Source organism: Streptomyces sp. NPDC014891, assembly GCF_043081085.1.
Lineage (GTDB): Bacteria > Actinomycetota > Actinomycetes > Streptomycetales > Streptomycetaceae > Streptomyces.
Genome location: NZ_JBIBWF010000005.1, coordinates 610,707 through 635,552, shown reverse-complemented (window position 1 = coordinate 635,552; position 24,846 = coordinate 610,707). Strand labels below are relative to the sequence as shown.

Annotated in this window: 26 protein-coding genes and 1 tRNA gene; 18 read left to right on the top strand and 9 right to left on the bottom strand. The window is 73.5% G+C overall.

All coding sequences use genetic code 11. The features are described from left to right. Positions 1–61 precede the first annotated feature (61 nt). The 5 genes from ACF09E_RS18185 (at position 62) to ACF09E_RS18165 (ending at position 5,205) form a co-directional block, all read left to right on the top strand. Positions 62–985 carry an ABC transporter permease gene (locus ACF09E_RS18185; RefSeq protein ID WP_073911962.1) on the top strand — a complete coding sequence of 308 codons (924 nt, stop codon included), beginning with the start codon at positions 62–64 and terminating at the stop codon, positions 983–985. Next, complete coding sequence (locus tag ACF09E_RS18180; RefSeq protein WP_361861249.1) at positions 978–1,973, top strand: ABC transporter permease; 996 nt, start codon at positions 978–980, stop codon at positions 1,971–1,973. Before ACF09E_RS18185 ends, ACF09E_RS18180 begins: the two co-directional genes overlap by 8 nt. Positions 1,974–1,979: 6 nt before the next feature. After that, complete coding sequence (locus ACF09E_RS18175; protein ID WP_392206063.1) at positions 1,980–2,963, top strand: ABC transporter ATP-binding protein; 984 nt, start codon at positions 1,980–1,982, stop codon at positions 2,961–2,963. Further along, positions 2,956–4,074, top strand: coding sequence for an ABC transporter ATP-binding protein (locus ACF09E_RS18170; protein ID WP_392206062.1), 1,119 nt, complete (start codon positions 2,956–2,958; stop codon positions 4,072–4,074). Before ACF09E_RS18175 ends, ACF09E_RS18170 begins: the two co-directional genes overlap by 8 nt. A gap of 192 nt (positions 4,075–4,266) precedes the next feature. Further along, positions 4,267–5,205 (top strand): hypothetical protein, encoded by a 939-nt coding sequence (locus tag ACF09E_RS18165; RefSeq protein ID WP_392206061.1) that lies wholly within the window; start codon positions 4,267–4,269, stop codon positions 5,203–5,205. 1 nt (position 5,206) lies between these two features. On the opposite strand, the gene ACF09E_RS18160 is transcribed toward ACF09E_RS18165, so the two are convergent. Further along, complete coding sequence (locus ACF09E_RS18160; protein WP_392206060.1) at positions 5,207–7,369, bottom strand: prolyl oligopeptidase family serine peptidase; 2,163 nt, start codon at positions 7,367–7,369, stop codon at positions 5,207–5,209. Between the two features lie 181 nt (positions 7,370–7,550). Between ACF09E_RS18160 and ACF09E_RS18155 the strand changes: the two genes are divergently transcribed. The 4 genes from ACF09E_RS18155 (at position 7,551) to ACF09E_RS18140 (ending at position 11,530) form a co-directional block, all read left to right on the top strand. Beyond that, complete coding sequence (locus ACF09E_RS18155) at positions 7,551–7,745, top strand: hypothetical protein (protein WP_030320669.1); 195 nt, start codon at positions 7,551–7,553, stop codon at positions 7,743–7,745. 53 nt (positions 7,746–7,798) lie between these two features. After that, positions 7,799–8,689 (top strand): N-acetyl-1-D-myo-inositol-2-amino-2-deoxy-alpha-D-glucopyranoside deacetylase, encoded by an 891-nt coding sequence (mshB, locus tag ACF09E_RS18150; protein ID WP_392206059.1) that lies wholly within the window; start codon positions 7,799–7,801, stop codon positions 8,687–8,689. Continuing rightward, entirely contained in the window at positions 8,686–9,099 is a 414-nt protein-coding gene (locus tag ACF09E_RS18145) for a DUF6113 family protein (RefSeq protein WP_392206058.1), read from the top strand. The genes mshB and ACF09E_RS18145 overlap by 4 nt, the downstream gene beginning before the upstream one ends. A gap of 73 nt (positions 9,100–9,172) precedes the next feature. Then, positions 9,173–11,530 (top strand): hypothetical protein, encoded by a 2,358-nt coding sequence (locus ACF09E_RS18140; protein WP_392206057.1) that lies wholly within the window; start codon positions 9,173–9,175, stop codon positions 11,528–11,530. Positions 11,531–11,647: 117 nt separating this feature from the next. Here ACF09E_RS18140 and ACF09E_RS18135 read toward each other — a convergent pair whose 3' ends face one another. Continuing rightward, complete coding sequence (locus ACF09E_RS18135; RefSeq protein ID WP_392206056.1) at positions 11,648–12,013, bottom strand: DUF1304 domain-containing protein; 366 nt, start codon at positions 12,011–12,013, stop codon at positions 11,648–11,650. Between the two features lie 278 nt (positions 12,014–12,291). Here ACF09E_RS18135 and ACF09E_RS18130 point away from each other — a divergent pair, with 278 nt between their 5' ends. After that, positions 12,292–12,765, top strand: coding sequence for a hypothetical protein (locus ACF09E_RS18130; protein ID WP_392206055.1), 474 nt, complete (start codon positions 12,292–12,294; stop codon positions 12,763–12,765). A gap of 113 nt (positions 12,766–12,878) precedes the next feature. Further along, positions 12,879–12,953, top strand: a tRNA-Val gene (locus ACF09E_RS18125). Positions 12,954–13,048: 95 nt separating this feature from the next. Here ACF09E_RS18125 and ACF09E_RS18120 read toward each other — a convergent pair. Next, on the bottom strand, positions 13,049–13,981 hold the full coding sequence (locus ACF09E_RS18120) for a tetratricopeptide repeat protein (protein WP_392206054.1): 933 nt from the start codon (positions 13,979–13,981) through the stop codon (positions 13,049–13,051). Then, positions 13,978–14,979, bottom strand: a complete 1,002-nt coding sequence (locus ACF09E_RS18115; RefSeq protein WP_392206053.1) for a GNAT family N-acetyltransferase — start codon at positions 14,977–14,979, stop codon at positions 13,978–13,980. The genes ACF09E_RS18120 and ACF09E_RS18115 overlap by 4 nt, the downstream gene beginning before the upstream one ends. A gap of 112 nt (positions 14,980–15,091) precedes the next feature. Between ACF09E_RS18115 and fdxA the strand changes: the two genes are divergently transcribed. Further along, complete coding sequence (gene fdxA / locus ACF09E_RS18110) at positions 15,092–15,412, top strand: ferredoxin (protein WP_030207635.1); 321 nt, start codon at positions 15,092–15,094, stop codon at positions 15,410–15,412. Positions 15,413–15,539: 127 nt separating this feature from the next. Beyond that, on the top strand, positions 15,540–16,634 hold the full coding sequence (locus ACF09E_RS18105; protein ID WP_392206052.1) for a bifunctional succinyldiaminopimelate transaminase/glutamate-prephenate aminotransferase: 1,095 nt from the start codon (positions 15,540–15,542) through the stop codon (positions 16,632–16,634). 175 nt (positions 16,635–16,809) lie between these two features. Here the strand turns inward: ACF09E_RS18105 and ACF09E_RS18100 are convergent, their stop codons facing one another. Both ACF09E_RS18100 and ACF09E_RS18095 read right to left on the bottom strand, forming a co-directional pair. Then, positions 16,810–17,271: an ATP-binding protein gene (locus ACF09E_RS18100; RefSeq protein WP_388793209.1), complete on the bottom strand. Its 462-nt coding sequence runs from the start codon at positions 17,269–17,271 to the stop codon at positions 16,810–16,812. Between the two features lie 467 nt (positions 17,272–17,738). Beyond that, positions 17,739–18,698 (bottom strand): hypothetical protein, encoded by a 960-nt coding sequence (locus ACF09E_RS18095; RefSeq protein ID WP_392206051.1) that lies wholly within the window; start codon positions 18,696–18,698, stop codon positions 17,739–17,741. 29 nt (positions 18,699–18,727) lie between these two features. Here ACF09E_RS18095 and dapE point away from each other — a divergent pair, with 29 nt between their 5' ends. Together dapE and ACF09E_RS18085 are read left to right on the top strand one after the other, a co-directional pair. Next, the gene (gene dapE / locus ACF09E_RS18090; protein ID WP_392206050.1) at positions 18,728–19,822 is read left to right on the top strand and encodes a succinyl-diaminopimelate desuccinylase; all 1,095 of its coding nucleotides are present in this window, start codon (positions 18,728–18,730) and stop codon (positions 19,820–19,822) included. Between the two features lie 108 nt (positions 19,823–19,930). After that, positions 19,931–20,680 (top strand): TIGR00730 family Rossman fold protein, encoded by a 750-nt coding sequence (locus tag ACF09E_RS18085; protein ID WP_388793215.1) that lies wholly within the window; start codon positions 19,931–19,933, stop codon positions 20,678–20,680. 73 nt (positions 20,681–20,753) lie between these two features. Here the strand turns inward: ACF09E_RS18085 and folP are convergent, their stop codons facing one another. After that, positions 20,754–21,614 carry a dihydropteroate synthase gene (gene folP / locus ACF09E_RS18080; RefSeq protein ID WP_392206049.1) on the bottom strand — a complete coding sequence of 287 codons (861 nt, stop codon included), beginning with the start codon at positions 21,612–21,614 and terminating at the stop codon, positions 20,754–20,756. A 112-nt stretch (positions 21,615–21,726) separates the two neighbouring features. Here folP and ACF09E_RS18075 point away from each other — a divergent pair, with 112 nt between their 5' ends. Together ACF09E_RS18075 and ACF09E_RS18070 are read left to right on the top strand one after the other, a co-directional pair. Next, positions 21,727–22,053, top strand: a complete 327-nt coding sequence (locus tag ACF09E_RS18075; RefSeq protein WP_388793219.1) for a hypothetical protein — start codon at positions 21,727–21,729, stop codon at positions 22,051–22,053. Beyond that, the gene (locus ACF09E_RS18070) at positions 22,050–22,637 is read left to right on the top strand and encodes a DNA-3-methyladenine glycosylase I (protein WP_392206048.1); all 588 of its coding nucleotides are present in this window, start codon (positions 22,050–22,052) and stop codon (positions 22,635–22,637) included. The genes ACF09E_RS18075 and ACF09E_RS18070 overlap by 4 nt, the downstream gene beginning before the upstream one ends. A gap of 66 nt (positions 22,638–22,703) precedes the next feature. On the opposite strand, the gene ACF09E_RS18065 is transcribed toward ACF09E_RS18070, so the two are convergent. Further along, positions 22,704–23,507 (bottom strand): enoyl-CoA hydratase/isomerase family protein, encoded by an 804-nt coding sequence (locus ACF09E_RS18065; RefSeq protein WP_392206047.1) that lies wholly within the window; start codon positions 23,505–23,507, stop codon positions 22,704–22,706. Positions 23,508–23,819: 312 nt separating this feature from the next. Here ACF09E_RS18065 and ACF09E_RS18060 point away from each other — a divergent pair, with 312 nt between their 5' ends. Next, positions 23,820–23,987 (top strand): DUF3117 domain-containing protein, encoded by a 168-nt coding sequence (locus ACF09E_RS18060; RefSeq protein ID WP_009997451.1) that lies wholly within the window; start codon positions 23,820–23,822, stop codon positions 23,985–23,987. 114 nt (positions 23,988–24,101) lie between these two features. Here ACF09E_RS18060 and ACF09E_RS18055 read toward each other — a convergent pair whose 3' ends face one another. Continuing rightward, the gene (locus ACF09E_RS18055; protein ID WP_073912004.1) at positions 24,102–24,767 is read right to left on the bottom strand and encodes an O-methyltransferase; all 666 of its coding nucleotides are present in this window, start codon (positions 24,765–24,767) and stop codon (positions 24,102–24,104) included. Between the last annotated feature and the right edge of the window lie 79 nt (positions 24,768–24,846).

Here is a 24,846-nt window from a genome sequence, read left to right as displayed (position 1 = left end):
TTCCCCGCACCCCGCCACGCCGAGCCACCCCCCTTCCCGGAGCCAACCCCCGGAGCCCCCCATGGGTCGATATGTGATCCGGCGGCTGCTGCAGATGATCCCGGTCTTCTTCGGCGCCACGCTGTTGATCTTCCTGATGGTGAACGTGATGGGCGATCCCATCGCCGGACTGTGCGGCGACCGCCAGTGCGACCCGGCGACCGCCGCCCAGCTGGAGAAGGAGTTCGGCCTCGACAAGCCCGTCTGGCAGCAATACCTCACCTACATGGGCAACGTCTTCACCGGAGACTTCGGCACCGCCTTCAACGGCCAGCCCGTCACCGAACTGATGGCCAGCGCCTTCCCCGTCACCATCCGGCTCACCATCGTCGCGATCCTCTTCGAGATCGTCATCGGCATCAGCCTCGGCGTCGTCACCGGCCTCAAGCGGGGCCGCCCCGTCGACACCACCGTCCTGCTGCTGACCCTGGTCGTCCTCTCCGTCCCGACCTTCGTCACCGGCCTCCTCGTCCAGCTGCTCCTCGGCGTCAAGTGGGGCTGGATCAAACCGGCGGTCTCGCCCGAGGCCACCTTCTCCGAACTCATCGTCCCGGGCCTGGTCCTCGCCTCGGTCTCGCTGGCCTACGTCACCCGGCTCACCCGGACCTCGATCGCCGAGAACAAGCGCGCCGACTACGTCCGCACCGCCGTCGCCAAGGGCCTGCCCCGCCGCCGCGTCATCAGCCGGCACCTGCTGCGCAACAGCCTCATCCCCGTCGTGACGTTCATCGGCGCCGACGTCGGCGCTCTGATGGGCGGAGCCATCGTCACCGAACGGATCTTCAACATCCACGGCGTCGGCTACCAGCTCTACCAGGGCATCGTCCGCCAGAACACCCAGACCGTGGTGGGCTTCGTGACCATCCTCGTGCTGGTGTTCCTGCTGGCCAACCTCCTGGTCGACCTCCTGTACGCCGTCCTTGACCCGAGGATTCGCTATGCCTGAGCAGCCCGAGCCGCTGGAGTCGTACGAAGAGGGCCGCGCCATCGCGCCCACCGGCGCCGGAGGCGCGTCCGACCTCGCGACGGCCGAGGGGGAGACCCTGGAGCGGACGCCCGGCGGCCCCCTCGGCACCGGCGCCGACAAGAAGCCCCGCTCCCTGTGGTCCGACGCCTGGCGCGACCTGCGCCGCAACCCCATCTTCATCGTCTCCTCGCTGGTGATCCTCTTCCTGGTCGTCATCTCCATCTGGCCCCAGCTGATCGCCTCCGGGGACCCGCTCGACTGCGACCTCGCCAAGGCACAGGAGGGCTCCCAGCCCGGCCACCCCTTCGGCTTCAACGGCCAGGGCTGCGACGTCTACACCCGCACCGTCTACGGCGCCCGCACCTCCGTCACCGTCGGCGTCCTCGCCACCCTCGGCGTCGCCGTCCTCGGCAGCATCCTCGGCGGCCTCGCCGGCTTCTTCGGCGGCGCCTGGGACGGCGTCCTCTCCCGGATCACCGACGTCTTCTTCGCCATCCCCGTCGTCCTCGGCGGCCTGGTGCTGCTCTCCGTGGTGACCAGCTCCACCGTCTGGCCCGTCATCGGCTTCATGGTCCTGCTCGGCTGGCCGCAGCTCTCCCGCATCGCCCGCGGCTCCGTCATCACCGCCAAACAGAACGACTACGTACAGGCCGCCCGGGCCCTCGGAGCCTCCAACTCCCGGATGATGCTCCGGCACATCACGCCCAACGCCATCGCCCCGGTGATCGTCGTCGCGACCATCGCCCTCGGCACGTACATCGCGCTGGAGGCGACACTGTCCTACCTCGGCGTCGGGCTGAAGCCGCCGACCGTGTCCTGGGGCATCGACATCTCCTCGGCCTCCCAGTACATCCGCAACGCGCCCCACATGCTGCTCTGGCCGGCCGGCGCGCTCGCCATCACCGTGCTCGCCTTCATCATGCTCGGCGACGCCGTCCGCGACGCCCTCGACCCGAAGCTGAGGTAGCGACCCATGCTGCTCGAAGTGCGCGACCTCCACGTGGAGTTCCACACCCGCGACGGGGTGGCCAAGGCCGTCAACGGCGTCGACTACTCCGTCGACGCGGGGGAGACCCTCGCCGTCCTCGGCGAGTCCGGCTCCGGCAAGTCCGTCACCGCCCAGGCCGTCATGGGCATCCTCGACATCCCCCCGGGCCGGATCAGCCGGGGCGAGATCCTCTTCCAGGGCCAGGACCTGCTGAAGCTCAAGGAGGACGAGCGGCGCAAGATCCGCGGCGCCAAGATGGCGATGGTCTTCCAGGACGCGCTGTCCTCCCTCAACCCCGTCCTCAGCGTCGGCGACCAGCTCGGCGAGATGTTCCAGGTCCACCAGGGCATGTCCCGGAAGGACTCCCGGGCCAAGGCCGTCGAACTGATGGACCGGGTCCGCATCCCCGCCGCCAAGGAACGCGTCGGCCAGTACCCGCACCAGTTCTCCGGCGGTATGCGCCAGCGCATCATGATCGCGATGGCGCTCGCCCTCGAACCCGAGCTGATCATCGCCGACGAGCCCACCACGGCCCTCGACGTCACCGTCCAGGCCCAGGTCATGGACCTCCTCGCCGAACTGCAGCGCGAACTCAACATGGGGCTGATCCTCATCACCCACGACCTCGGCGTCGTCGCCGACGTCGCCGACAAGATCGCCGTCATGTACGCCGGCCGGATCGTCGAACAGGCCCCCGTCCACGAGATCTACAAGGCGCCCGCCCATCCCTACACCCGCGGCCTGCTCGACTCCATCCCGCGGCTGGACCAGAAGGGCCAGGAGCTCTACGCGATCAAGGGACTCCCGCCCAACCTCCTCGCCATCCCGCCCGGCTGCGCCTTCAACCCCCGCTGCCCCATGGCACAGGACGTCTGCCGCACCGACGTGCCCCCGCTCTACGACGTGACCGAGTCCCCGGTACCGCGCTCCAGCGCCTGCCACTTCTGGAAGGAGTGCCTCCATGGCTGAGGCGATTCTCGAAGTCCGGGACCTCCACAAGCACTACCCGCTCACCCAGGGCATCGTCTTCAAGAAGCAGGTCGGCTCGGTCAAGGCCGTCGACGGAGTCGACTTCGACCTGCACGCCGGCGAGACCCTCGGCATCGTCGGCGAGTCCGGCTGCGGAAAGTCGACGGTCGCGAAGATGCTCGTCAACCTGGAGCGGCCGACCTCCGGCTCGATCCGCTACAAGGGCGAGGACATCAGCAAGCTCTCCCCGCGCGCGCTCAAGGCGGTCCGCCGCAACATCCAGATGGTGTTCCAGGACCCGTACACCTCGCTCAACCCCCGCATGACCGTCGGCGACATCATCGGAGAGCCGTACGAGATCCACCCCGAGGTCGCCCCCAAGGGCGACCGGCGCCGCAAGGTCCAGGACCTCCTGGACGTCGTCGGACTCAACCCCGAGTACATCAACCGCTACCCGCACCAGTTCTCCGGCGGCCAGCGCCAGCGCATCGGCATCGCCCGCGGCCTCGCCCTCCAGCCCGAGATCATCGTCGCCGACGAACCGGTCTCCGCCCTCGACGTCTCCGTCCAGGCCCAGGTCATCAACCTGATGGGGAACCTCCAGTCCGAGTTCTCCCTGTCCTACGTCTTCATCGCCCACGACCTCTCGATCGTGCGCCACATCTCCGACCGGGTCGGCGTCATGTACCTCGGCCGGATCGTCGAGATCGGCACCGACGCCCAGATCTACGACCACCCCACCCACCCCTACACCCAGGCGCTGCTCTCCGCCGTCCCCGTCCCCGACCCCGAGGCCCGCGCCCACCGCGAACGCATCATCCTCACCGGCGACGTGCCCTCCCCGGCGAACATCCCCTCCGGCTGCCGCTTCCGCACCCGCTGCTGGAAGGCCCAGGAGCGCTGCGCCCTGGAGGTGCCGGAGCTGGCCGTCCCGGCCGTCTTCCGCCTCACGGACAGCCCGGCCAGGCACGACTCGGCCTGCCACTTCGCGGAGGAGAAGCAGGTCGTCCCCCCGGAGCCGGGCGACCCGGGCCCCGGCGTACGGCCGGGTTCCACCGACGCGCCGCCGGATGAGGGCACGGACCCGTTCAGGAAGCCCGACGCGCCGTAACCCCGCGGCAACTCGACGGAATCGGATCCGATATACGAACACGCCAGGCTGTCCAGCGTACGGCCGTGCGGGTGCCGTGAGCCGGGCCGGGGCGAGCCTTGTCGCCCCGGCCCGGACCCGTGCGTTCCCCCCGTCCCACGGGTTTCGCGGAACCGCTTGTCTCGCTCCGTGGCGACCGTGAGTATCGGGTCCGTGACTGTGACACGACCGGCACGTCTCACGGGCGCCGCGCTCTGCGCCGCGCTCGCCCTCACCTGCGCCGGGTGGATCCTCAAGGACCTCGCCGCGCTCGGCTCGCCCGTCGACCTCGCCTGGCACTGGGCCGGCGACTCGCACCTGCCCGTCCGGGGCCGGCCCGCCACCTCCCTGGTCGACGCCGTGCTGCTCGTCGCCTCCTCGGCCGCCGCGGTCGCCGCCCTCCGGTCCCGGCACGCGGCCTCCGCGCTCGCCGCCACCGGCACCGTCACGCTCGCCCTGCGGCTCCCCGGACTCTGGGAGCCCGACAGCGGCGCCCTGCTCACCGCCCTGGTCGAACTCGCCCTGGCCGCCGCCCTGGTCGTCACCGCCGCCGTCGGCCGCGGCCCCGCGGCCGCCTCGCGCGAGCCGCTGCCCGGGCGCCCGCGCACCGGCCCCGCCGTCGCCGCGGGCGCCCTCCTCGCGACCGGCGCGCTCGTCCTGACCCTGTGGGAGCTGTACTGGGCCGGCGAGCTCCCCCTGGAGGCCACCGTCGACCGCTTCACCGGCGGCCGCTCGATCATGAAGGCGGGCCTCGCGCCGCCGCCCGCCTGGCTGGCGCTGACCCTCGTCGGCCTGTACGGGACCGGCGCCGTCTCCGCCTTCTTACGGGCCCGCCACAGCCGGGCCTTCGGACTGCTCGGCGGGGCCTTCCTGACGGCCGGCGGACTCGCCGCGGTGGCCAGGACCACCCGCTACGAACTGGTCGGCCACTTCGCCGACCTGCCGGCCTACGGCCGGCTGACCGTCCTCACCGCCTTCTTCGGACTCCTCGGCGGCCTCGCGGTCCTCGTCTTCCTCGCCGGGCGCGGCGCCCCCGCAGGCGCCCCCGGCCCCCGCCCGCCGGCCGGGATGCCGGCCCCGGCCCCGCCCTACCCGCCGCCGCCCGGCTGGTGACTCAGTCCCGCGGCGAGCCCAGGGACCGCTTCAGGAAGTCGACCTGGAGCAGCAGCAGGTTCTCCGCGACCTGCTCCTGCGGTGTCATGTGGGTGACCCCGGACAGCGGCAGCACCTCGTGCGGCCGGCCCGCCGCGAGCAGGGCCGAGGAGAGCCGCAGCGCGTGCGCGACGACCACGTTGTCGTCCGCGAGACCGTGCACGATCATCATCGGACGGGCGGGCTCCTCCGGCGCGGACAGCCCGTCGTCGGTGAGCAGCGACTGCGCCGCGTACACCCCGGGATCGTCCTGCGGAGTGCCGAGGTACCGCTCGGTGTAGTGCGTGTCGTACAGCCGCCAGTCCGTCACCGGCGCCCCCACCACCGCCGCGTGGAACACGTCCGGCCGCCGCAGCACCGCCCGAGCGGCCAGGTAGCCGCCGTACGACCAGCCCCGGACCGCCACCCGTCCCAGGTCCAGCGGGAAGCGCCCCGCCAGGCCGTGGAGGGCGTCCACCTGGTCGTCGAGGGTCGGCCCGAAGTCCCGGGCGACCGCCTTCTCCCAGGCGGGGGAGCGGCCCGGGGTCCCCCGGCCGTCCGCCACGACCACCGCGAAGCCCTGGTCGGCGAACCACTGGGACGTCAGGTGCGCGTTGTGCGCGGCGAGCACCCGCGGCCCGTGCGGCCCCCCGTACGGATCCATCAGGACCGGCAGCGGCCCGTCCCCCTCCGTGTATCCCGAGGGCAGCAGCACCGCGCAGGGGATCCGCCGCTCGCCGGCCTGCGTGAGCCGCACGCGCGCGCGGAGCACCGGATCCTGGGCGTACGAGGCCACGACCGCGACCTGCTCGCCGTCCCGCAGCACCCGCGCCACCGCACCCGGCTCCTCCGGCCGCGCCGACACCAGGACGGTCACCGCCCCCGACCGCACCGCGCCGTGCACCCCGGGCCCCTCGGACAGCCGCTCCGCGCCCCGGCCGGTCACCCGGTACACATGGACCTCGCCGGTCTCCGGGAGCGCCGCGTCCTCGCCCGCCGACGCCGACACCAGCACGTCCTCCTCGCCGACGTCGAGCACGGCCCGGACATGCAGGGCGGCGTCGGTCAGCACCCGGTCGCCCACGGCCAGGGCCCGCGCCCCGGTCTCGTCCGTGAGCCGCACCAGCGCACCGTCCGGGGACCAGGCCGGCACCCCGGGCAGCACTTCCAGCCACACCGGGTCCCGCTCCTCCCGCACGGCCGCGGTCTCCCCGGACTCCGTGTCCACCGCCAGGAACACCTGCTCCCGCTGGTCCCGGGCCTGGACGAGCAGCAGCGGCGCCCCGCCGCCCGACCAGTGCACGCGCGCGAGGTAGGGGTACCGCTCGCGGTCCCACCGCACCTCCGTGCGGGACCCGTCGAGGCCCACGACGAACAGCCGCACGTCGGCGTTGGCCGTCCCCGCCGCCGGGTACGCCACCGGCTGCGGCTCCCGGTCCGGACGCGCCGGGTCCGCGATCCACCAGCGCCCCACCGCCCGGTCGTCGACGCGCGCCACGAGCAGCCGGTCCGAGGCCGGGGACCACCAGAAGCCCCGGTCGCGGCTCATCTCCTCGGAGGCGATGAATTCGGCCAATCCGTAGGTCACCTCCGGCTCCTCCGGAACGGCCACCCCGCGGTCGCCCGAACCGTCCGCCCCCACCACCCGCAGCGCGCCCTCCGCCACGTACGCGACGAGGCGGCCGTCCGGCGAGGGCCGGGGGTCGATCACCGGCCCCGGCACCGGCAGCTCCCGCGCCGTGCCCGCCCGCAGCTCCGCCGTGAACAGCCGCCCCGACAGGGCGAAGGCCGCCAACTCCACGGCTCCGTCCACCGCGTACGCCACCACGCCGGCCGAGCCCTCCCGGCTCCGCTCCCGGCGCGCCCGCTCCTGTGCCGACAACTCCTCCTCGCCGCCCGCCAGAAGCACCTCCGGGTCGGCCGCGACCCGCTCGGCGGGCGCGCCGCCGCGGGGAAGGTCGAGGACCCAGAGCCGGTGCGTGCGGTCCGCGCCGGACGCGGCCCGGACGAAGACGACGCGCTCCCCGTCCGGGGAGACCGAGAAGGCGCGCGGGACCCCCAGGGTGAACCGCTGGGTCCGGGCGTGGCGGCGGGGGAAGGAGAGCGCGGCGGTGGGTGGGGCCGGCTGCTGTCGAGACGAGGTCATGCGGCTGAAACTAGCGCTGTGCGCCCCCCTCGTGCCTCCGTCCGCCGATCGATGCGGCCGCACGGATAGTTATGATCCGTAGCGCTAGGTGGGTATGCATCCGACGGGCCTGTCCCCTGGCACATGCTGATCGACCGAACCACTCGAATATCCGACCGAAGAAGTGTGGAGGTGAACCGCCGTGGCACTCTCGATCTCCGTGGTGGTGCTGCTGGCGATCGTCGTCTTCCTTCTGATCCGGAAATCCGGGTTGAAGGCGGGACACGCGGCGATCAGCGCGCTCCTGGGCTTCTACCTGGCCAGCTCGTCCATCGCCCCGTCCATCAGCACCCTCACCACGAACGTGGCGAACATGGTCGGCGGCCTCAAGTTCTGACGGTGCCCCCCGCGCGCCGACCCCGCGGGGTGCCGACCTCGTAGGGTGGGGACATGTCCGATCTCCCCGCCCGCCGTCTGCTGCTCGTGCACGCGCACCCGGACGACGAGTCGATCAACAACGGCGCCACCATGGCCAGGTACGCGGCCGAGGGCGCCCTCGTCACCCTGGTCACCTGCACGCTCGGCGAGGAGGGCGAGGTCATCCCGCCCGAGCTCGCCCACCTGGCCCCCGACCGGGACGACCGGCTCGGCCCGCACCGGGTCGGCGAACTCGCCGCCGCGATGGCCGAGCTCGGCGTCACCGACCACCGGTTCCTCGGCGGCCCCGGGCGCTTCCGCGACTCCGGAATGATGGGCGCCGAGCAGAACGAGCGCGCCGACGCCTTCTGGAACACCGACGTCGACACGGCGGCCCCCGCTCTCGTCGAGGTCGTCCGGGAGACCCGCCCGCAGGTCCTCGTCACCTACGACCCCGACGGCGGCTACGGCCACCCGGACCACATCCAGGCCCACCGGGTCGCCATGCGCGCCGCGGACCTCGCCGCCGACCCCGCCTACCGCCCCGACCTCGGAGCGGCCCACACGATCGCCAAGATCTACTGGAACCGGGTCCCGCGGCCGGTCGTGGAGGCCGGCTTCGCCCGGCTCCGCGCCGAGGGCTCCGCCTTCCCGGCCGTCGCCGCCGTCGGCGACGTCCCCGGCGTCGTCGACGAGGACCGGATCACCGCCGAGATCGCCGCCGGACCGGAGCACATCGCGGCCAAGAGCGCGGCGATGGCCGCGCACGCCACCCAAGTCGCGGTCGACGGCCCGTTCTTCGCCCTCTCGAACGACCTCGGCCAGCCGATCCTCACCACCGAGTACTACGAGTTGGTCCGAGGCGTCCCCGGCGCCCCCGCGGGCACCCGCGAGACGGACCTCTTCGCCGGAGTGACCCCATGAGCCCCACGCCGTCCGCGAAGCCCGCCCCCGGCAGGCCCTCCGCGCCCCGTACGCCCGCCGTCTCCCGCAACGTCCGATTCGCCTGGTACGCGGGCCTCGGCGTCCTCGGACTGCTCGTCGGGACCGCGGGCTCCCTCGTCCAAGCCGCCTGGCTCCCGCTGGGCTTGATCCTCGCCCTCCTCGCGACGGCCGCCCTCTTCTACGGGGGACTCCGGGCCACCGAGACCCAGGTCGGCGTCGTCGCGGGCGGTGTCGGCTGGCTCCTCGCCGTCATCCTCCTCAGCCTCGGACGCCCGGAGGGCGACGGGGCGTTCGCCGGCGGCGTCGGCGAGCTGCTCTACCTCTTCGGGGGCATGGCGATCGCTGTGATGTGCACCACGCTGGCCCGGCTGCCCCGACCGATCCCGTGAACAGGACGAGTTGAGTCCGCGGACGCCCTGACTTCGGCCGGATTGACCGTCGTCAGCCACCCACGGGTCAGCTATGCGAGGGCGGCGCCCAGTATGGTGGTGCGCGCCGCCGAACCGCCCGGGTCATACGAGCATCAGCAAGAGCGGGCGGTGGAGCCAACCGGGAGATCCTGCTTTGAGTCGTGAAACTGGTCGAGAGACTGACAGTTCGTCCTCCGGCGCCCAGGGGCGCGGTGGAGCCGCGTACCCCTCGGGTACACCGCCGTACGGATCCCGCCAGTATCCGTCGCTCCACCCCACGCAGGACGCGCCGGAGGAGAGTGCCGCCGCGTCCGCGCCCGAGGAGCCCAAGACCGAGACGACGCTGACGACCCGGATCCGGATCAACATCCCGGGTTCGCGTCCGATCCCGCCCGTCGTGGTCCGCACCACGGTCAACGAGTCGTCCACGGCCTCCCCGGCCGCCGCGCCGGAGCCCGCTCCCGCGCCGGAGCCGGAGCCGGAGCCGACGGCGGCCCCCGAGCCGCCGCAGGCCGAGGAGGCTCCCAAGGCGAAGGAGACGAGCGACTGGTTCGCGCCGCGCAAGTCGGCGCCCCCGAGCGCGGCCCCCGAGCCCGCGCTGCCCCCGGCCCCCGCGCCGGCCCCCCGGCCCCACCCGGCCGCCGGCGGACCGGACGACCGCGGCACCGGCTTCGCCGGCTCCGCCACCTCGGGCGTCCCGACGGTCGGCACCGCTCCGTCGAGCCGTCCGGTCGCCCAGGGCAGGCCCACCGGCGGCAACCCGCTCTACGACGGCGGCACGCCCGCCGCCGGCACTCCGATGTACCAGGGCACCCCCGCGGGCGGCACCCCGATGCACCCGGGCACGCCGCCGGGCGGCGCCCCGGTCCACGACGGGACCCCCGCCGGCGGCACCCCGGTGTACGAGGGGACCCCGGCCGGCGGCACCCCGGTGTACGACGGCCCCGCGGGCGGCGCCCACCCGGGCGCCGGGAACCCGCTCTACGCCGGCACGCCGGCCGCCGGCACCCCGATGTACACGGGCACCCCGGCCGGCGGCACGCCCGCGTACCGCGGCCCCGACGCCCCGACCGGCCCCACGACCGGCCCGGTCACCGGCACCGCGGCACTCGGCGGCCGCCCGGCCGCCCGGCCCGGCCCGGCGGGCCCCGGCCAGGGCGCGGCCTCGCCGTTCCCCGGCGGCGGCGTCCCCGGCGGCGCTCCCCGCATGTCCGACGACACGGCGATCCTCACCCCGCAGGCGCCCGCGCCGACCGGCCCCGGCCGGGGCGGTCCCGGCGGACCGGGACGGCCGGCCGACGGCGGGGGCGGCCACGTCTCCGGCGACACCCTCACCAGCGGCATCCCGGTCGTCCCGCCGAAGGCGGCCCGCCCGAACCTCACGCCCCGCATCGAGGAGCAGGCGGCCCCGGCCCCCGCTCCGCGACCCGCTCCCGCGCCCGACCGCGGCGCCCCGGCGAAGAAGGGCCGCTCCAAGCTGGTCCTCGCCGCCGCCGGCCTCGTCGGCCTGGCCGGGGTCGCCTACGGCGCCGGGCTGCTCCTCAACCACTCCGACGTTCCCAAGGGGACCACCGTCCTCGGCGTGGACATCGGCGGCGGTACGAGGGAGGAGGCCGTCAACAAGCTGGACGCGGCCCTCGGCAAGCGCGCCGGGGCCCCCATCCGGCTCGGCATCGACGGCAAGCAGGTCCAGCTCGCCCCGGACCGCGCGGGCCTGGCCCTCGACAGCGTGGAGACCGTCCGCGCCGCCGCGGGCAGCGACTACAACCCCGTCTCGGTCATCGGCTCCCTCTTCGGCGGTGAGCGCGTGGCCAAGCCGGTCTTCCCGGTCGACGAGGAGAAGCTCGCCGTCACCCTCACCGACCTCGCGGGAGCGTCCGGCTCGGCGACCGAGGGCACCATCCTGTTCGCGCCGAACAAGGTGACTCCCGTCGAGGGCAAGCCCGGCAAGGGCCTCGACGTCCAGCGCTCGATGATCTCCGTCCGGGACGCCTTCCGCGCCCAGGTGGAGACCGGCCTGGGCAAGCTGGTCGAGCTGCCGGTCACCACCCGGCAGCCGAGCGTCGGCAAGGCGGAACTGGACCGGGCGATGAAGGAGTTCGCGACACCCGCCATGTCCGACCGCATCACCGTCCGGGCGGGCGGCAAGGAGATCCAGTTCGGCCCCGCTCGCTCGCTGCCGCAGATCATCTCCATGAAGGCCAGCGAGGGCCGCCTGGTCGCGGTCTACGACACCAAGGCGATCGACCGCCTCCTCGACGGCGCCTTCAAGGGCATCATGATCACCGCCGCCGACGGCACCAAGCGGGAGGTCTCGGCCGACGACGTGGCGTCCGTGATGGACGAGGCGCTCCTCGGCAAGACCAAGGCCGAACGCACCAGGACGATCGAGCTGAACCCCAAGGGCTGACGGCCCCGACCGCGCTCCCCGAGCCCCCGGCCCGAAGACCCCGGCCGGGGGCTCGGCGCGTGCCGCGACGGGGGACGGCCACCCCGCCCGCGGGGCGGCCTCGCGGCCCCGTGCGCCTCAGTAGTGGGCGACGAGGACGGCGGACAGCGTGAGCGCGCCGGGCAGTGCCTGGGCGAAGAGGATGCGCCGGTTGGCGGTGGCGGCGCCGTACAGGCCGGCGACGACCACGCAGACGAGGAAGAAGACCCGGACGGGGAAGGCGACCGGGTCGTCCGCGACGAGACCCCAGACGAGGCCGGCGGCGAGGAAGCCGTTGTAGAGCCCCTGGTTCGCGGCCATGGCGGCGGTGGTGCGTGCCGTCTTCGCGTCGAACCCGGAGAAGCGGCGGCCGATGTCCTTCTCCCACAGGAACATCTCCATCACCAGGATGTAGGCGTGCAGCAGGGCGACGAGGGCGACGAGGATGTCTGCGGTCAGCGGCATGGCCGCATTCTGCCGCCGGACGTCCGGCGGCCGGTGGGAGGCGCGCACCGGCGCGCCCGGGGCGGTTCGCGGGAATGAACGGCAAATTCCGGATCTGAAACGGAAAACCAGAAAACAGTCTCAAAAGCTCGACGGAGCGACCCCCGGGCCGCGAAACTGTCGTCAACAGGCCTGTACACAGGCCTCGTTGGACACAGTCCACATCACATCCGGGGGAGAACATGGCAGGAAACACACGGCGTCGGGCTGCGCGCGCAGCGGGCCTGGGGGTCGCGACGGTGCTGGTCTCAGGACTGACGACGGGCACCTCGTTCGCTATCGAGAACCCGCCCACAGTCACCATCAGCGTCAACTTCGGCGTGGTCGCGACCACACACCCGGACACCGTCGGCTGCAACGGCTACAAGGTGACCGGTGCGGGGACCGCGGGCGGGGCGCCGGTCAACGGAGCCGTCTGGGCCCAGGACGAGACGGCCTGTACCGCGACCGTCCCCGGCAAGTACGACATCAAGGGGACGGCGACGCTCACCGAGAGCGACGGCGACAAGCTCTACATCAGCTACGAGCTGTCCGCGCCGCTGACCTCGGACACCATGGTGTACCCGTCGGGCACGTTCAAGATCCTCAAGGGCGAGGGCAACTTCGAGGACTCGACCGGCGGCGGTCAGATGAGCGCGAAGGTCAACCTGCTCGACCACGACCACGCGAGCGCCACGCTGACGGGATACATCCGCAAGTACTGGCAGGTCTGATCCACCCCGCCGCACCGCCCGAACCGGGGACGCCCGGCGGGCGGCGCGGCACCCCGGGCGGGCGGAAACCCCGTCGCCGCACGGCCGCTTCAGCCGTTACGATCATCGCAAGGGCGGGGTCGTAGCACAGAGGTAATGCGCCGCGATGACATCTCGGAGGACGCCGGTTCGAATCCGGTCGCCCCGCCCCCTCCACAGCTCTCGGGCCCCGGCGCACCACACCGGGGCCCGCCCCTCGTGACGCCCGCCGCAGGACCCTCAGGCGCGGACGGACGGCCCGTGCCTAGTTCAGTCGCGCCCGGGCCGCCTGGGCCCGGCGGCGGACCGTCGTCGCCGACTCCGGGTCCACCGCGTCCATGACCTGCGCGTACGCCTCCATCTCCGCCGCACCGGTCAGGAAGTCCCCGCGCTGGACCAGCAGCTCGGCGCGCGCGTAGCGGAGCCTCGCCGGGTGCGAGGGGAGCAGCAGCGAGAGTTCCACCGCCCACAGGGCCACGTCGGAGCGCTCCGGGCGGGAGGCCGCCCACGCGCGGATGTTGTTGAGCACCCGCAGCACGATCGCCCCGGGCTCCGCCGGACGGAGCATGGAGCGGTCGAGGGCCTCGCCGGTCGTGCTCGTCACCAGCAGCTCGGCGTCCGGGCCCGTCATGGCACGGCCGCCGGCGAAGGGGTCGGCGAGGTTCAGGTCGGCGGGGTCCCCGAAGCCCACGACGAAGTGGCCGGGCAGCCCGAGTCCGTACACCGGGGCACCGGCGCGGCGGGCGACCTCCATCCAGACGACGGAGAGCAGGATCGGCAGGCCCCGGCGGCGCCTGAGCACCTCGTGGAGGAGGGAGGACTCCAGGCGCTGGTAGTCGGCGGGCACGCCCTCGAAGCCCTCACGGCCGCCGAGGAGGGCGGCGAGGGCGGTGGCCCAGTCGCCGACGGCCCGGGTGGCGTACGGGACGAGCCCGGCGAGGCGGTCCAGCTCGATCTCGGCCTCGTTCAGGACGTGCCGGGTGACGGCGGGGTCGGCCACCGCGCCGATCAGCAGGCAGAGCCGGGCGAGGTCGGGCCGCTCCGACCGCGCCTCCTCCGCGAACTCGCGCCGCCAGTCGGGCGGGTCCGGGCTCTCGCCGGCGTCCCCGCCCTGCCGGGGCGGTCCGCCCTCCGGGCCCTCCGGTCCGTCCGCCGGTCCGTCCGCCGGTCCGTCCGGTGGTGGTACGTCCTCCGTCACGCCTCCGCCCATCGGTAGTGGTGGTAGTGGTGGTGCGGCGCGAAGCCCATCCCGTCGTACAGCGCCCGCGCGCCGTCGTTGTCCGCCTCCACCTGGAGCCAGGCCGCCGACGCGCCCTCGTCGAGGGCCTGCCGGGCGAGCGCCGTCATGACGGAGGTCGCCAGGCCCCGGCGCCGCTGCTCCGGGTCCACCTCGACGGCCATGAAGCCGGCCCAGCGGCCGTCGGCCACGCACCGCCCGATCGCCGCCGGTACCCCTCCCGTGCCCGCCACGGACGCGAACCACACACTCGGCCCGGACCGGAGCACCGGCCGCACCGCCGGGCCCGGCTCGCCGAAGCGCTGGTACCGGTGCAGCCACGACTCGTCGACGGTGCGGGAGAGGCGTACGGCGGAGACGTCGGCGTCCAGGTCGCCGAGGGGGGCCAGGGCCGCGATCCGCACCTCGGCGGAGACCTCGCGGCGCCAGCCGTGCTGCTCGAGCTCCGCGCAGAGCAGCTCCTGGGTGCCCTCGGCGCCGGTGGCGGCCTGGACGTACGCCGGGAGACCCCGGGACGCGTACCACGCGCGCACGTGCGCGAGGGCGTCGGCGGTCGGCAGCCCCGGATCACCGAGCGGGAGCACCGAGTTGGCCCGCCGGGTGAATCCGTCGGCGGCCCGCAGGGTCCAGTCGCCGAGCGCCTCGGTCTCGACCGGCTGCCACGCGCGCGCGGTGGCCCGGGCCAGTTCCGGGAAGGTGGCGGAGGGCCCGCGGCGGCGCGCCGGGGCGGGCGGCACGACCTTCCCGGCGGCCAGCGCGGATCCCGCGATCCGGACGCTCCGGCCGTCCTTTCGTGTGATCAGCAGCACATCGTTGTCCCATGATGTGAGAACTCCGACCGCGTCGGTGAACTTCCCACCCTCCGTCGCCGAGTCCGTCACGTACCGAACGGAGACACGTTTTCCCACGTCAGCGCTGGTAATTCGGACCTCAAGGCGTGCTCCGCCGGTGAATTCCACAGCTTCTCCGCCCCTCCTGTTCGGATCGCCCCCAAGAACGGAGATACTAGGTGCGGGCATCGACGACGCCGCGCTCCCGCGCAGACCAGCCCTATCGAGGAGGAACGACAGCGTGACCTACGTCATCGCGCAGCCTTGTGTCGACGTGAAGGACAAGGCGTGCATCGAGGAGTGCCCCGTCGACTGCATCTACGAGGGCAAGCGGTCCTTGTACATCCACCCGGACGAATGCGTCGACTGCGGGGCCTGTGAGCCGGTCTGCCCGGTCGAGGCGATCTTCTACGAGGACGACACCCCGGAGGAGTGGAAGGACTACTACAAGGCGAACGTCGAGTTCTTCGACGACCTCGGTTCGCCCGGTGGTGCCTCCAAGCTCGGCGAGATCGAGCGCGACCACCCCTTCATCGCCGCCCTGCCCCCGCAGAACGGCTGATCGACCGCACCACGATCGCTGCCGGCCCCGTCCGGCGGCATCCGGTCCCGTACGGCGTCGGCCGCCGTACGGGACCGCGGCGTTCTCCGACGCCGACCCGCGCACGCACAGGAAGTGAGAGCCAACCGTGAGCGCAGTCTCCTCGCGCCTGCCCGTCTTTCCCTGGGACAAGCTGGAGCCGTACAAGAAGACGGCCGTGGCGCACCCCGACGGAATCGTGGACCTCTCGGTCGGCACGCCCGTCGACCCGGTCCCCGCGCTGATCCAGGAGGCCCTGGTCGCGGCGGCGGACTCGCCGGGCTATCCCACGGTGTGGGGGACGACGGAGCTGCGCGACGCGCTGACCGGCTGGTGCGAGCGGCGGCTGGGCGCGGTGGGCTTCGCCCACGAGAACGTGCTGCCGGTGGTGGGCTCCAAGGAGCTGGTGGCCTGGCTGCCGACCCAGCTGGGTCTCGGGGCGGGCGACACGGTGGCGTACCCCCGGCTCGCCTACCCGACGTACGAGGTCGGCGCGCGGCTCTGCGGCGCGACGCCCGTCGTCTACGACGACCCGACGGAGCTCGACCCGGCCGGGCTCAGGCTGCTCTGGCTCAACTCCCCGTCCAACCCGACCGGGAAGGTCCTCGCCAAGGAGGAGCTGACCCGGATCGTCGCCTGGGCGCGCGAGCACGGTGTCCTCGTCTTCTCCGACGAGTGCTACCTGGAGCTGGGCTGGGAGGCCGACCCGGTCTCCGTACTGCACCCCGACGTCTGCGGCGGCTCCTACGAGGGCATCGTCGCCGTGCACTCGCTGTCCAAGCGCTCCAACCTGGCCGGCTACCGCGCCGCGTTCGTCGCGGGCGACGCGGCCGTGCTCGGCGAGCTGCTCCAGATCCGCAAGCACGGCGGCATGATGACCGCGGCGCCGGTGCAGGCGGCGACGGTCGCGGCGCTCGGCGACGACGCGCACGTGGCCGAGCAGCGGGAGCGGTACGCGGCCCGCCGCGAGGCCCTGCGGGCCGCCCTGGAGGCGCACGGCTTCCGGATCGAGCACAGCGAGGCGAGCCTGTACCTGTGGGCGACCCGGGACGAGCCCTGCTGGGACACCGTGGCCTACCTGGCGGAGAAGGGCGTTCTCGTGGCGCCGGGCGACTTCTACGGCGAGGCGGGGGAGCGGTTCGTGCGGGTCGCGTTCACGGCGACGGACGAGCGGGTCGCGGCGGCGGTCAAGCGGCTCGGCTGACGGCCGGGGGCGGGAGCCCCGCGACGAGAGCCCCGTGACGGGCGCCCGTCACGGGCGCCCGGGGGGTGTGGACCGTGCGGGAAGGGCCCGGGGAGCAGATGCTCCCCGGGCCCTTCGCCGTGTGTGCCGCGCGGCCTTCGTGCCGGGCGGCGGTGGTGCGTGCGGCGCCTGCGGGTCAGCCGCCGATGGGCAGGCCGCCGAGCGTCTGACCGGTGGGCAGGCCGCCGAGGCCGCCGCCCAGGGCGCCGCCGGTCGGGCCCTCGGCGCTCTCGGTGGCGGCGCCGGCGGTCTTGCCGACGACCTCGCCCGCGCTGCCGGCGGTGTCGCCGGCGACCTGCTGGGCGGCCGGGGTGGCGGTACGGCCCGCCGCGCCGACGGTCTTGCCGGCCGCGGGGACGGCCGTGCCGACGGCCTCGCTGCCGGCGGCGCCGACGACGCCGGTGGCGGTCTGCGAGGCGCTGTCGACGGCGGTGCCCGCACCGGCGGCGTCCAGGGCGGTGACGCCGCCGAGGGCGCCGGTCGGCGCGAGGTTGTGGTCCATGGCGCTCGCGGAGCCGGCCGCACCGACCACGGGGGCTGCTCCGGCCGCGATGAGGAGGGCGGCGCGGGCGATCCGACGGGTCAGGGGGAGGGACATGGTGCTCCTTCGACGAGGTGCGAGGTGTTGTTCGGACGCAGTGACAACCGGCCCTGGGGCGGGGGAGGTTGCGGAGGCCAGAGGTAAAGAATTGGCAATGCGTCGTATTGTCGGAGGGGGAGGAAATTGGACGAACGCGTCATTGCGGGGACGGCTGGCGAACCGTCACTTCCCTTGTCCAGCAAGGGAATTCAGGGTTCCGGGCGCGGGGTGGAGAACCGGGCGCGGAAAGGTCGCGAATTCCTCGGGGCGGGCACCGGCGGCATGCCACGGGCGAGTGAATCGCCGCACGGGTGATCGGCCGCCGATCGGCTGTCGATCGGTCCGTCGACCGTCTGCGGACCGGCCCGGATCATCGGCCGGTCGGTTCCGGATCGTCGCCCGACCGAACCCCGATCGTCGGCCCCGGATCGTCGCCCGACCGAACCCCGATCATGGGCCTGCCGGGTGTGGAGGGTTCCGGGCCGCTACGGGGCGAGCCGCATGCGGACGGACTCCGCGCCCGAGGCCGGCGCGCCCGAGGCCTCGGCCGGCTTCGCGCCGCCCGGGAGCTCCGCCCAGCCCCCGCGGGCCTCACCCGCGCGCCACACCCGGTCCCCGTACACGACCTCCGTGATGCGCAGCGTCTCCGCCCGCGCCACCGCCCACTGAGCCAGCTCCCAGCCGCGCCGGCCGTCCGGCGCCGCGCCCCCGCCCGCCGACCTGACCGGCACCACCAGCACCGGCGGCTCGGCCGCCGACCGGCCCGCGCTCGGGCCGCCCGTCACGGACGTCGGGGCCGCCTTCTCGCCGAAGGACCGGACCAGCTCCGCGCGCACCTTCTCGGGATCGCCCGGCCGGCCCCCGACATCGCTCGCCGTGCAGACGAGCGCGGCCGGGGAACGGCCCGTCAGCGCGGCCGAGAGCAGGGTCGCGTCCGGCTCGTGCTTCGCGTACGCCTGCGGGAAACCGCTCTTCTGCACCTTCTGCGCCGCCACCGTCAGCGGCAGCCGCGAGTACCCCGGGACCTTCTCCAGACCGTCGTAGAACTTCCCCGACGCGTACACCGGGTCCATGATCTGCGCCGGCGTGCCCCAGCCCATCGAGGGCCGCTGCTGGAAGAGGCCGAGCGAGTCCCGGTCGCCGTGCTCGATGTTCCGCAGGGCGGACTCCTGGAGCGCCGTCGCGAGCGCGATGGTCACCGCCCGCTCCGGCAGGCCCCGGCTGGTGCCCACGGCCGAGATCACGGCGGCGTTCGACGCCTGCTCCGGAGTGAACTCGTACCGGTTGTCCCCGCTGCCCACACTGCACCGGGGCGTGCCGGTACTCCCCGTCATCTGGTGGAAGGCCACGTACGAGGCGAGGCCGAGGAGCGCGGCGAGGGCGGCCGCGGAACGGGCGAGGCGACCGCGACGGCGGGGGCGGGTGGGCTCGGACACGGGGCCCACCGTACTGGAGGCCGCGTTAGGGTCGGCACATGGCTGACATCACCCCGCTCGACGCGCCCCTCGACCTGTCCCAGGACGGGGCCGCGCTCACCGCCGCCCTCGTCGACTTCCCGTCCGTCAGCGGGACCGAGCAGCCGCTCGCGGACGCCATCGAGCAGGCCCTGCGCGGCCTGCCGCACCTCACCGTCGACCGGTACGGGAACAACGTCGTCGCCCGCACCCGCCTCGGCCGCGGCGAGCGGGTCGTCCTCGCCGGTCACATCGACACCGTGCCGATCGCCGACAACGTGCCCTCGCGGCTCGACGAGAACGGCATCCTGTGGGGCTGCGGCACCTCCGACATGAAGTCCGGCGTCGCCGTCCAGCTGCGGATCGCCGCCACCGTCCCCGAGCCCAACCGCGACCTCACGTTCGTCTTCTACGACAACGAGGAGGTCGCCGCCGACCTCAACGGTCTCGGCAAGATCGCCGCCGCGCACCCCGACTGGCTGGAGGGCGACTTCGCCGTCCTCCTGGAGCCCTCCGACGCCCAGGTCGAGGGCGGCTGCCAGGGCACCCTGCGCGTGATCCTGCACACCGCGGGCGAGCGGGCCCACTCCGCGCGCTCGTGGATGGGCTCCAACGCCATCCACTCCGCGGCCCCGATCCTCGCCCGCCTCGCCGCGTACGAGCCGCGCAAGCCGGTCATCGACGGCCTCCAGTACCACGAGGGCCTCAACGCGGTCGCCATTCAGGGCGGCGTCGCCACCAACGTCATCCCCGACGCCTGCACGGTCACGGTCAACTTCCGCTACGCCCCCGACCGCTCCCCGGCCGAGGCCCTGGCATACGTCCGCGAGTTCTTCGCCGACTGCGACATCGCCGACCTCGTGGTCGACGACGAGAGCCCCGGCGCCCTGCCCGGCCTCTCCCACCCGGCGGCGGAGGCCTTCATGAAGGCCGTCGGCGGCAGCGCCCAGCCCAAGTTCGGCTGGACCGACGTGGCCCGCTTCAGCGCCCTCGGGGTGCCCGCGGTCAACTACGGCCCGGGCGATCCGATCTACGCGCACAAGCGGGACGAGCACGTGCCCGTCGACCGGATCCACCACTGCGAGGCGCGGCTCCGCGACTGGCTGACCGCCTGAACCTCCGGACTTCCCACGTCCCGACTTCCGTAATTTCGCGTTTCGTCACCTCTGTGGTCCTACTCTGACCGGACCAGAAGATCGTTGGATCGACGGAGGGAGCAGGCCATGGGGATCCCCGACGGGGAGACGAAGCCGGAGGAGCAGCGGCTCGGGCCGGTGCTCAGGCGCAGGGACCAGGTCCAGCCGGGCACCACGGACCAGCGGCTGCTCGACACCGAGGGCGACTCGGAATGGGTGCACACCGACCCCTGGCGCGTCATGCGCATCCAGTCCGAGTTCGTCGAGGGCTTCGGCGCCCTCGCCGAACTGCCGAGCGCGATCAGCGTCTTCGGCTCGGCCCGCACGAAGCCGGACTCGCCGGAGTACGAGGCGGGCGTCCGCCTCGGCAGGGCGCTCGTGGAGGCCGGCTTCGCGGTCATCACGGGCGGCGGCCCCGGCGCCATGGAGGCGGCCAACAAGGGCGCCCGGGAGGCCAAGGGCGTCTCGGTGGGCCTGGGGATCGAGCTCCCCTTCGAGCAGGGGCTCAACCCGCACGTCGACATCGGCGTGAACTTCCGCTACTTCTTCGTGCGGAAGACGATGTTCGTGAAGTACGCCCAGGGGTTCGTCGTCCTGCCCGGCGGACTCGGCACCCTCGACGAGCTCTTCGAGGCGCTGACCCTGGTCCAGACCCGCAAGGTCACCCGCTTCCCGATCGTCCTGTTCGGCACGGAGTACTGGAAGGGCCTCGTGGACTGGCTCCGCGACTCGGTCGTCGCCGGCGGCAAGGCCTCGGAGCGGGATCTGCTCCTCTTCCATGTCACGGACGACGTGGACGAGGCGGTGGCGCTGGTGACGAAGGAGACGGGCAAGTAGCGGTCCGCGGGGCGGGGGCGACGGACGCCTCCGTCACCACCCCGCCCCGCGCGGACCGAGCCCAGGACAGCCCCTAGGCCAGCCCCCGGCGGGCCACCGCCGGTGCCCGGTGCCCCGCGATGGACGCCACCATGTCGAGCACCTGCCGCGTCTCGGCGACCTCGTGCACGCGGTACACCTGCGCCCCCAGCCAGGCGGACACGGCGGTGGTCGCCAAAGTCCCGAGGACCCGCTCCTTCACCGGCCGGTCGAGCGTCTCGCCCACGAAGTCCTTGTTGGAGAGGGAGACGAGCACCGGCCACCCGGTCTCCGCCATCTCCCCGAGGCGCCGGGTCGCCTCCAGACTGTGCCGGGTGTTCTTCCCGAAGTCGTGCCCCGGGTCGATCATGATCCCGTCCCGCCGGACCCCGAGCGCGACCGCCCGCTCCGCCAGGCCCACGGTCACGCGCAGGATGTCGGCCATGACGTCCTCGTACACGACGCGGTGCGGCCGCGTCCGCGGCTCCGCGCCGCCCGCGTGCGTGCAGACGAGGCCCGCGCCGTACTTCGCGGCGACCGCGGCGAGTTCCGGGTCGACCCCGCCCCACGCGTCGTTCAGGACGTCCGCCCCGGCCTCGCAGACCGCCGCGCCGACGTCCGCCCGCCAGGTGTCCACGCTGATGACGACCTCGGGATGGCGCCTGCGGACCTCCGCGACGAAGCCGACCGTGCGGCGCGCCTCCTCCTCGGCCGTGACCTCCTCGCCGGGGCCCGCCTTCACCCCGCCGATGTCGATGATCGCGGCCCCCTCGGCCACGGCCTGCTCGACGCGGGCGAGCGCCGGCTCGTCCCGGAAGGTGGCGCCCTGGTCGTAGAAGGAGTCCGGGGTCCGGTTCACGATCGCCATGATCACCGGCTCGTGCGGCCCGAATTCACGCCGTCCCAAGCGCAGCATCCCTTTTGTCCTCCCTCGCGGCCCGTCGCCCGCCTCGTCTGCGACCCTAGCCGTCGGTGGCGCATGGCACGATCGGCACGGGACGTTTTCCACTCCGGGGAGAGGCACGCAGGTGTTCTGGTTTCTGCTCATCACGATGGTCGTGGTCGTGGCCGCGGTGACCCTGGCCGTGGTCGGCGGCGGCGACAGCGAGGTGCTGCCCGACGTGGCGCCGGAGGAGCTCGTCGACCCCCTCCCGGCGGCCCGCCCGGTCGACCGCGCGGACGTCGAGGCGCTCCGCCTCCCCGTCGCGGTCCGCGGCTACCGGATGGCCGACGTGGACGACGTGCTGGTCCGCCTCGGCGCCGAGCTGGCCGAGCGGGACGCCCGGATCTCGGAGCTGGAGGAGGCGCTCGCGGGGGCGGCCGCCGCCGGCGACGGCGAGGACGGTCGGGCGTGACGGCCGGCGGGCCGGTGGCGGGACCGGACGGACGGCTGCGCTGTCCCTGGGGCCTGTCGACCGAGGACTACGTGGCGTACCACGACGAGGAGTGGGGCCGCCCGGTCCACGGCGACGACGCGCTGTTCGAGCGGCTCTGCCTGGAGGCCTTCCAGTCGGGCCTGTCGTGGATCACGATCCTGCGCCGCCGCGAGGGCTTCCGGGCGGCGTTCGCCGGATTCCGGATCGCCTCGGTGGCCGGCTTCGGCGAGGCCGACCGCGAACGGCTCCTGCTGGACGAGGGCATCATCCGGAACCGGGCCAAGATCGACGCGACCCTCGCCAACGCGAGGCTGCTGACCGACTGGGCGCCCGGCGCACTCGACGAACTGATCTGGTCCCACGCCCCCGACCCGGCGACCCGCCCCGCCCCGCGGGTGTTCGGCGACGTCCCGGCGGTGACCGACGAGTCCACGGCCCTGTCGAAGGCCCTCAAGAAGCGCGGCCTCCGCTTCATCGGCCCGACCACGGCCTACGCGCTGATGCAGGCGTGCGGCCTGGTCGACGACCACCTGGAGGGCTGCCTGGCCCGGGGCGGCCGCTAGGGCGCGAGCGGTGGGCGGGTCCCGCGGACACGCCCACCCGCCCGTACGAACGGGATTCCGGTCCCGTCACCGGCCCAGGTACGTCGGCTTCTCCTTGGCGATGAAGGCGCGGACCGCGATCGTGTGGTCCTCGGATGCGCCCGCGAGGCTCTGGAGCTCCTCCTCCTTGTCGAGCGCCTCGGACAGGGAGTGGTCGGCGCCGTAGGCGAGGGACTCCTTCAGGGCCGCGTACGCCACCGTCGGGCCCTCGGCCAGCCGGCGGGCCACCTTCTCCGCCTCGCCGGCGAGGTCGGCCGCCGGCACCAGCCGGTTCACGATGCCGAGGTCGTACGCCTCCTGCGCGGTGATCGACCGGGGGAAGAGCAGCAGGTCGGCGGCGCGGCTCGGGCCGATCAGGCGGGGGAGCGTCCAGGACATGCCCGAGTCGGCGGTCAGGGCGACCCCCGCGAAGGACGTGTTGAAGGAGGCGGTGTCGGCCACCACCCGGTAGTCCGCCGCCAGCGCGAAGCCGAAGCCCGCCCCGGCCGCCACGCCGTTCACGGCCGCCACGACCGGCTTCCGCATGCCCGCGAGGGCCCGGGTGATGGGGTTGTAGTGGTCGCGGACCGTGGTCATGGTCTCGCGGGTGCCGTTCTCGTGGTCCGCCATCAGCAGGCCCACGTGCTCCTTGAGGTCCTGGCCGACGCAGAACGCCCGCTCGCCCGCCGCGGTGAGCAGCACCGCCCGGACGGCGGGGTCGGACGCGGCCGTCTCGGCGGCGTCCCGGAGGGCCACTTTCGCCGCCACGTTCATCGCGTTCATGGCCTCGGGCCGGTTGAGCGTGATGGTGGCGAGCCCGTCGCTCACCTCGTAGAGCACCGTGTCGGCCATGGGGTTCCCTTCGCCTCTTCGCGTGGTTGACCTGCACAGCATGGCGGACATCACCCGCCCCGCCCATGTGAGCTGCGTCAAAGAATCAACGGGCCGGGCCGGACTCCGAGCGGCGCAGTATCGCAGGCCGATCGCCGAAATGTGGGGTTTTGAGAGAGCGCGTTGCGCAAGCGATGCCATTCGATGTTGGTCATCGGGTCCTGCCATGCGGGATAATGACCTGGAAGCAATGTGTTCGAAGCCGGTGACGCGTGCTCCAGGTCATGGAGCTGCCCGGCTGACAAAGAGCTGGTTTCAGGAAGGGGAACAAGCATGGCGGCCATGAAGCCGCGGACGGGTGACGGCCCGCTCGAGGTGACCAAGGAGGGGCGGGGCATCGTCATGCGCGTTCCGCTCGAAGGCGGCGGTCGGCTGGTCGTCGAACTGACCCCCGACGAGGCCGAGGCGCTGGGCGACGCACTGAAGAAGGTCGTCGGCTGACTCTCCCTCGCATCCTGACCACCGCCCCGGTACGGCTCCGCCCGTACCGGGGCGGTGGCGTGTACGGGGCGGTCCGCGCCCGGCCCGGGACCGCGTCCCCGCCGGGCGGGCGGCTCAGCCGCGGCGGACCGCGCAGAGCAGGCCGTCGCCCACCGGCAGCAGCGAGGGGATGAGCTCCTGGCTCTCCCGGACCGTGCGCAGCAGCTCGCGGACCCGCTGGACCTCGGCCGGCTGGGCCCCGGAGTCGACCGTGCGGCCGTCCGCGAAGACGCCCTCGAAGCAGACGAGCCCGCCAGGTCGCAGCAGGCGCAACGATTCAGCGAGGTAGTCCAGGTACTCGAGCCGGTCGCCGTCGCAGAACACCAGGTCGTACCCGCCGTCCGCCAGGCGCGGCAGGACGTCCAGGGCCCGGCCGGGGATGAAACGGGCCCGGTTCCCCGCGAAGCCCGCCGCGCGGAACGCCGTCTTGGCGAGCTGCTGCCGCTCCGGCTGGAGGTCCACCGTGGTCAGGACGCCGTCCGGCCGCATCCCCAGCAGCAGGTAGATGCCCGACACGCCGGTCCCCGTGCCGATCTCCGCCACCGCCTTCGCGTCCGCCGTGGCGGCGAGCAGGCGGAGCGCCCCACCGGTGCCCGGGGACACCGAGGGCAGCCCTGCCTCCCGGGCCCGCTCCCGGGCCCAGCGCAGAGCTTCGTCCTCGGCGACGAAGGCGTCGGCGAACGACCAGCTCGTCTGCCGGTTGGCGGTAATGGCCCTCTCCTGTCCCCGTAGTTGACGCAACGGTGACTGTATCCGCTGTCAGCGGGAACCCGCAGATGGGACCGGGCGTTCACCAGGGGAAGGACGCGCACGAGGAAGC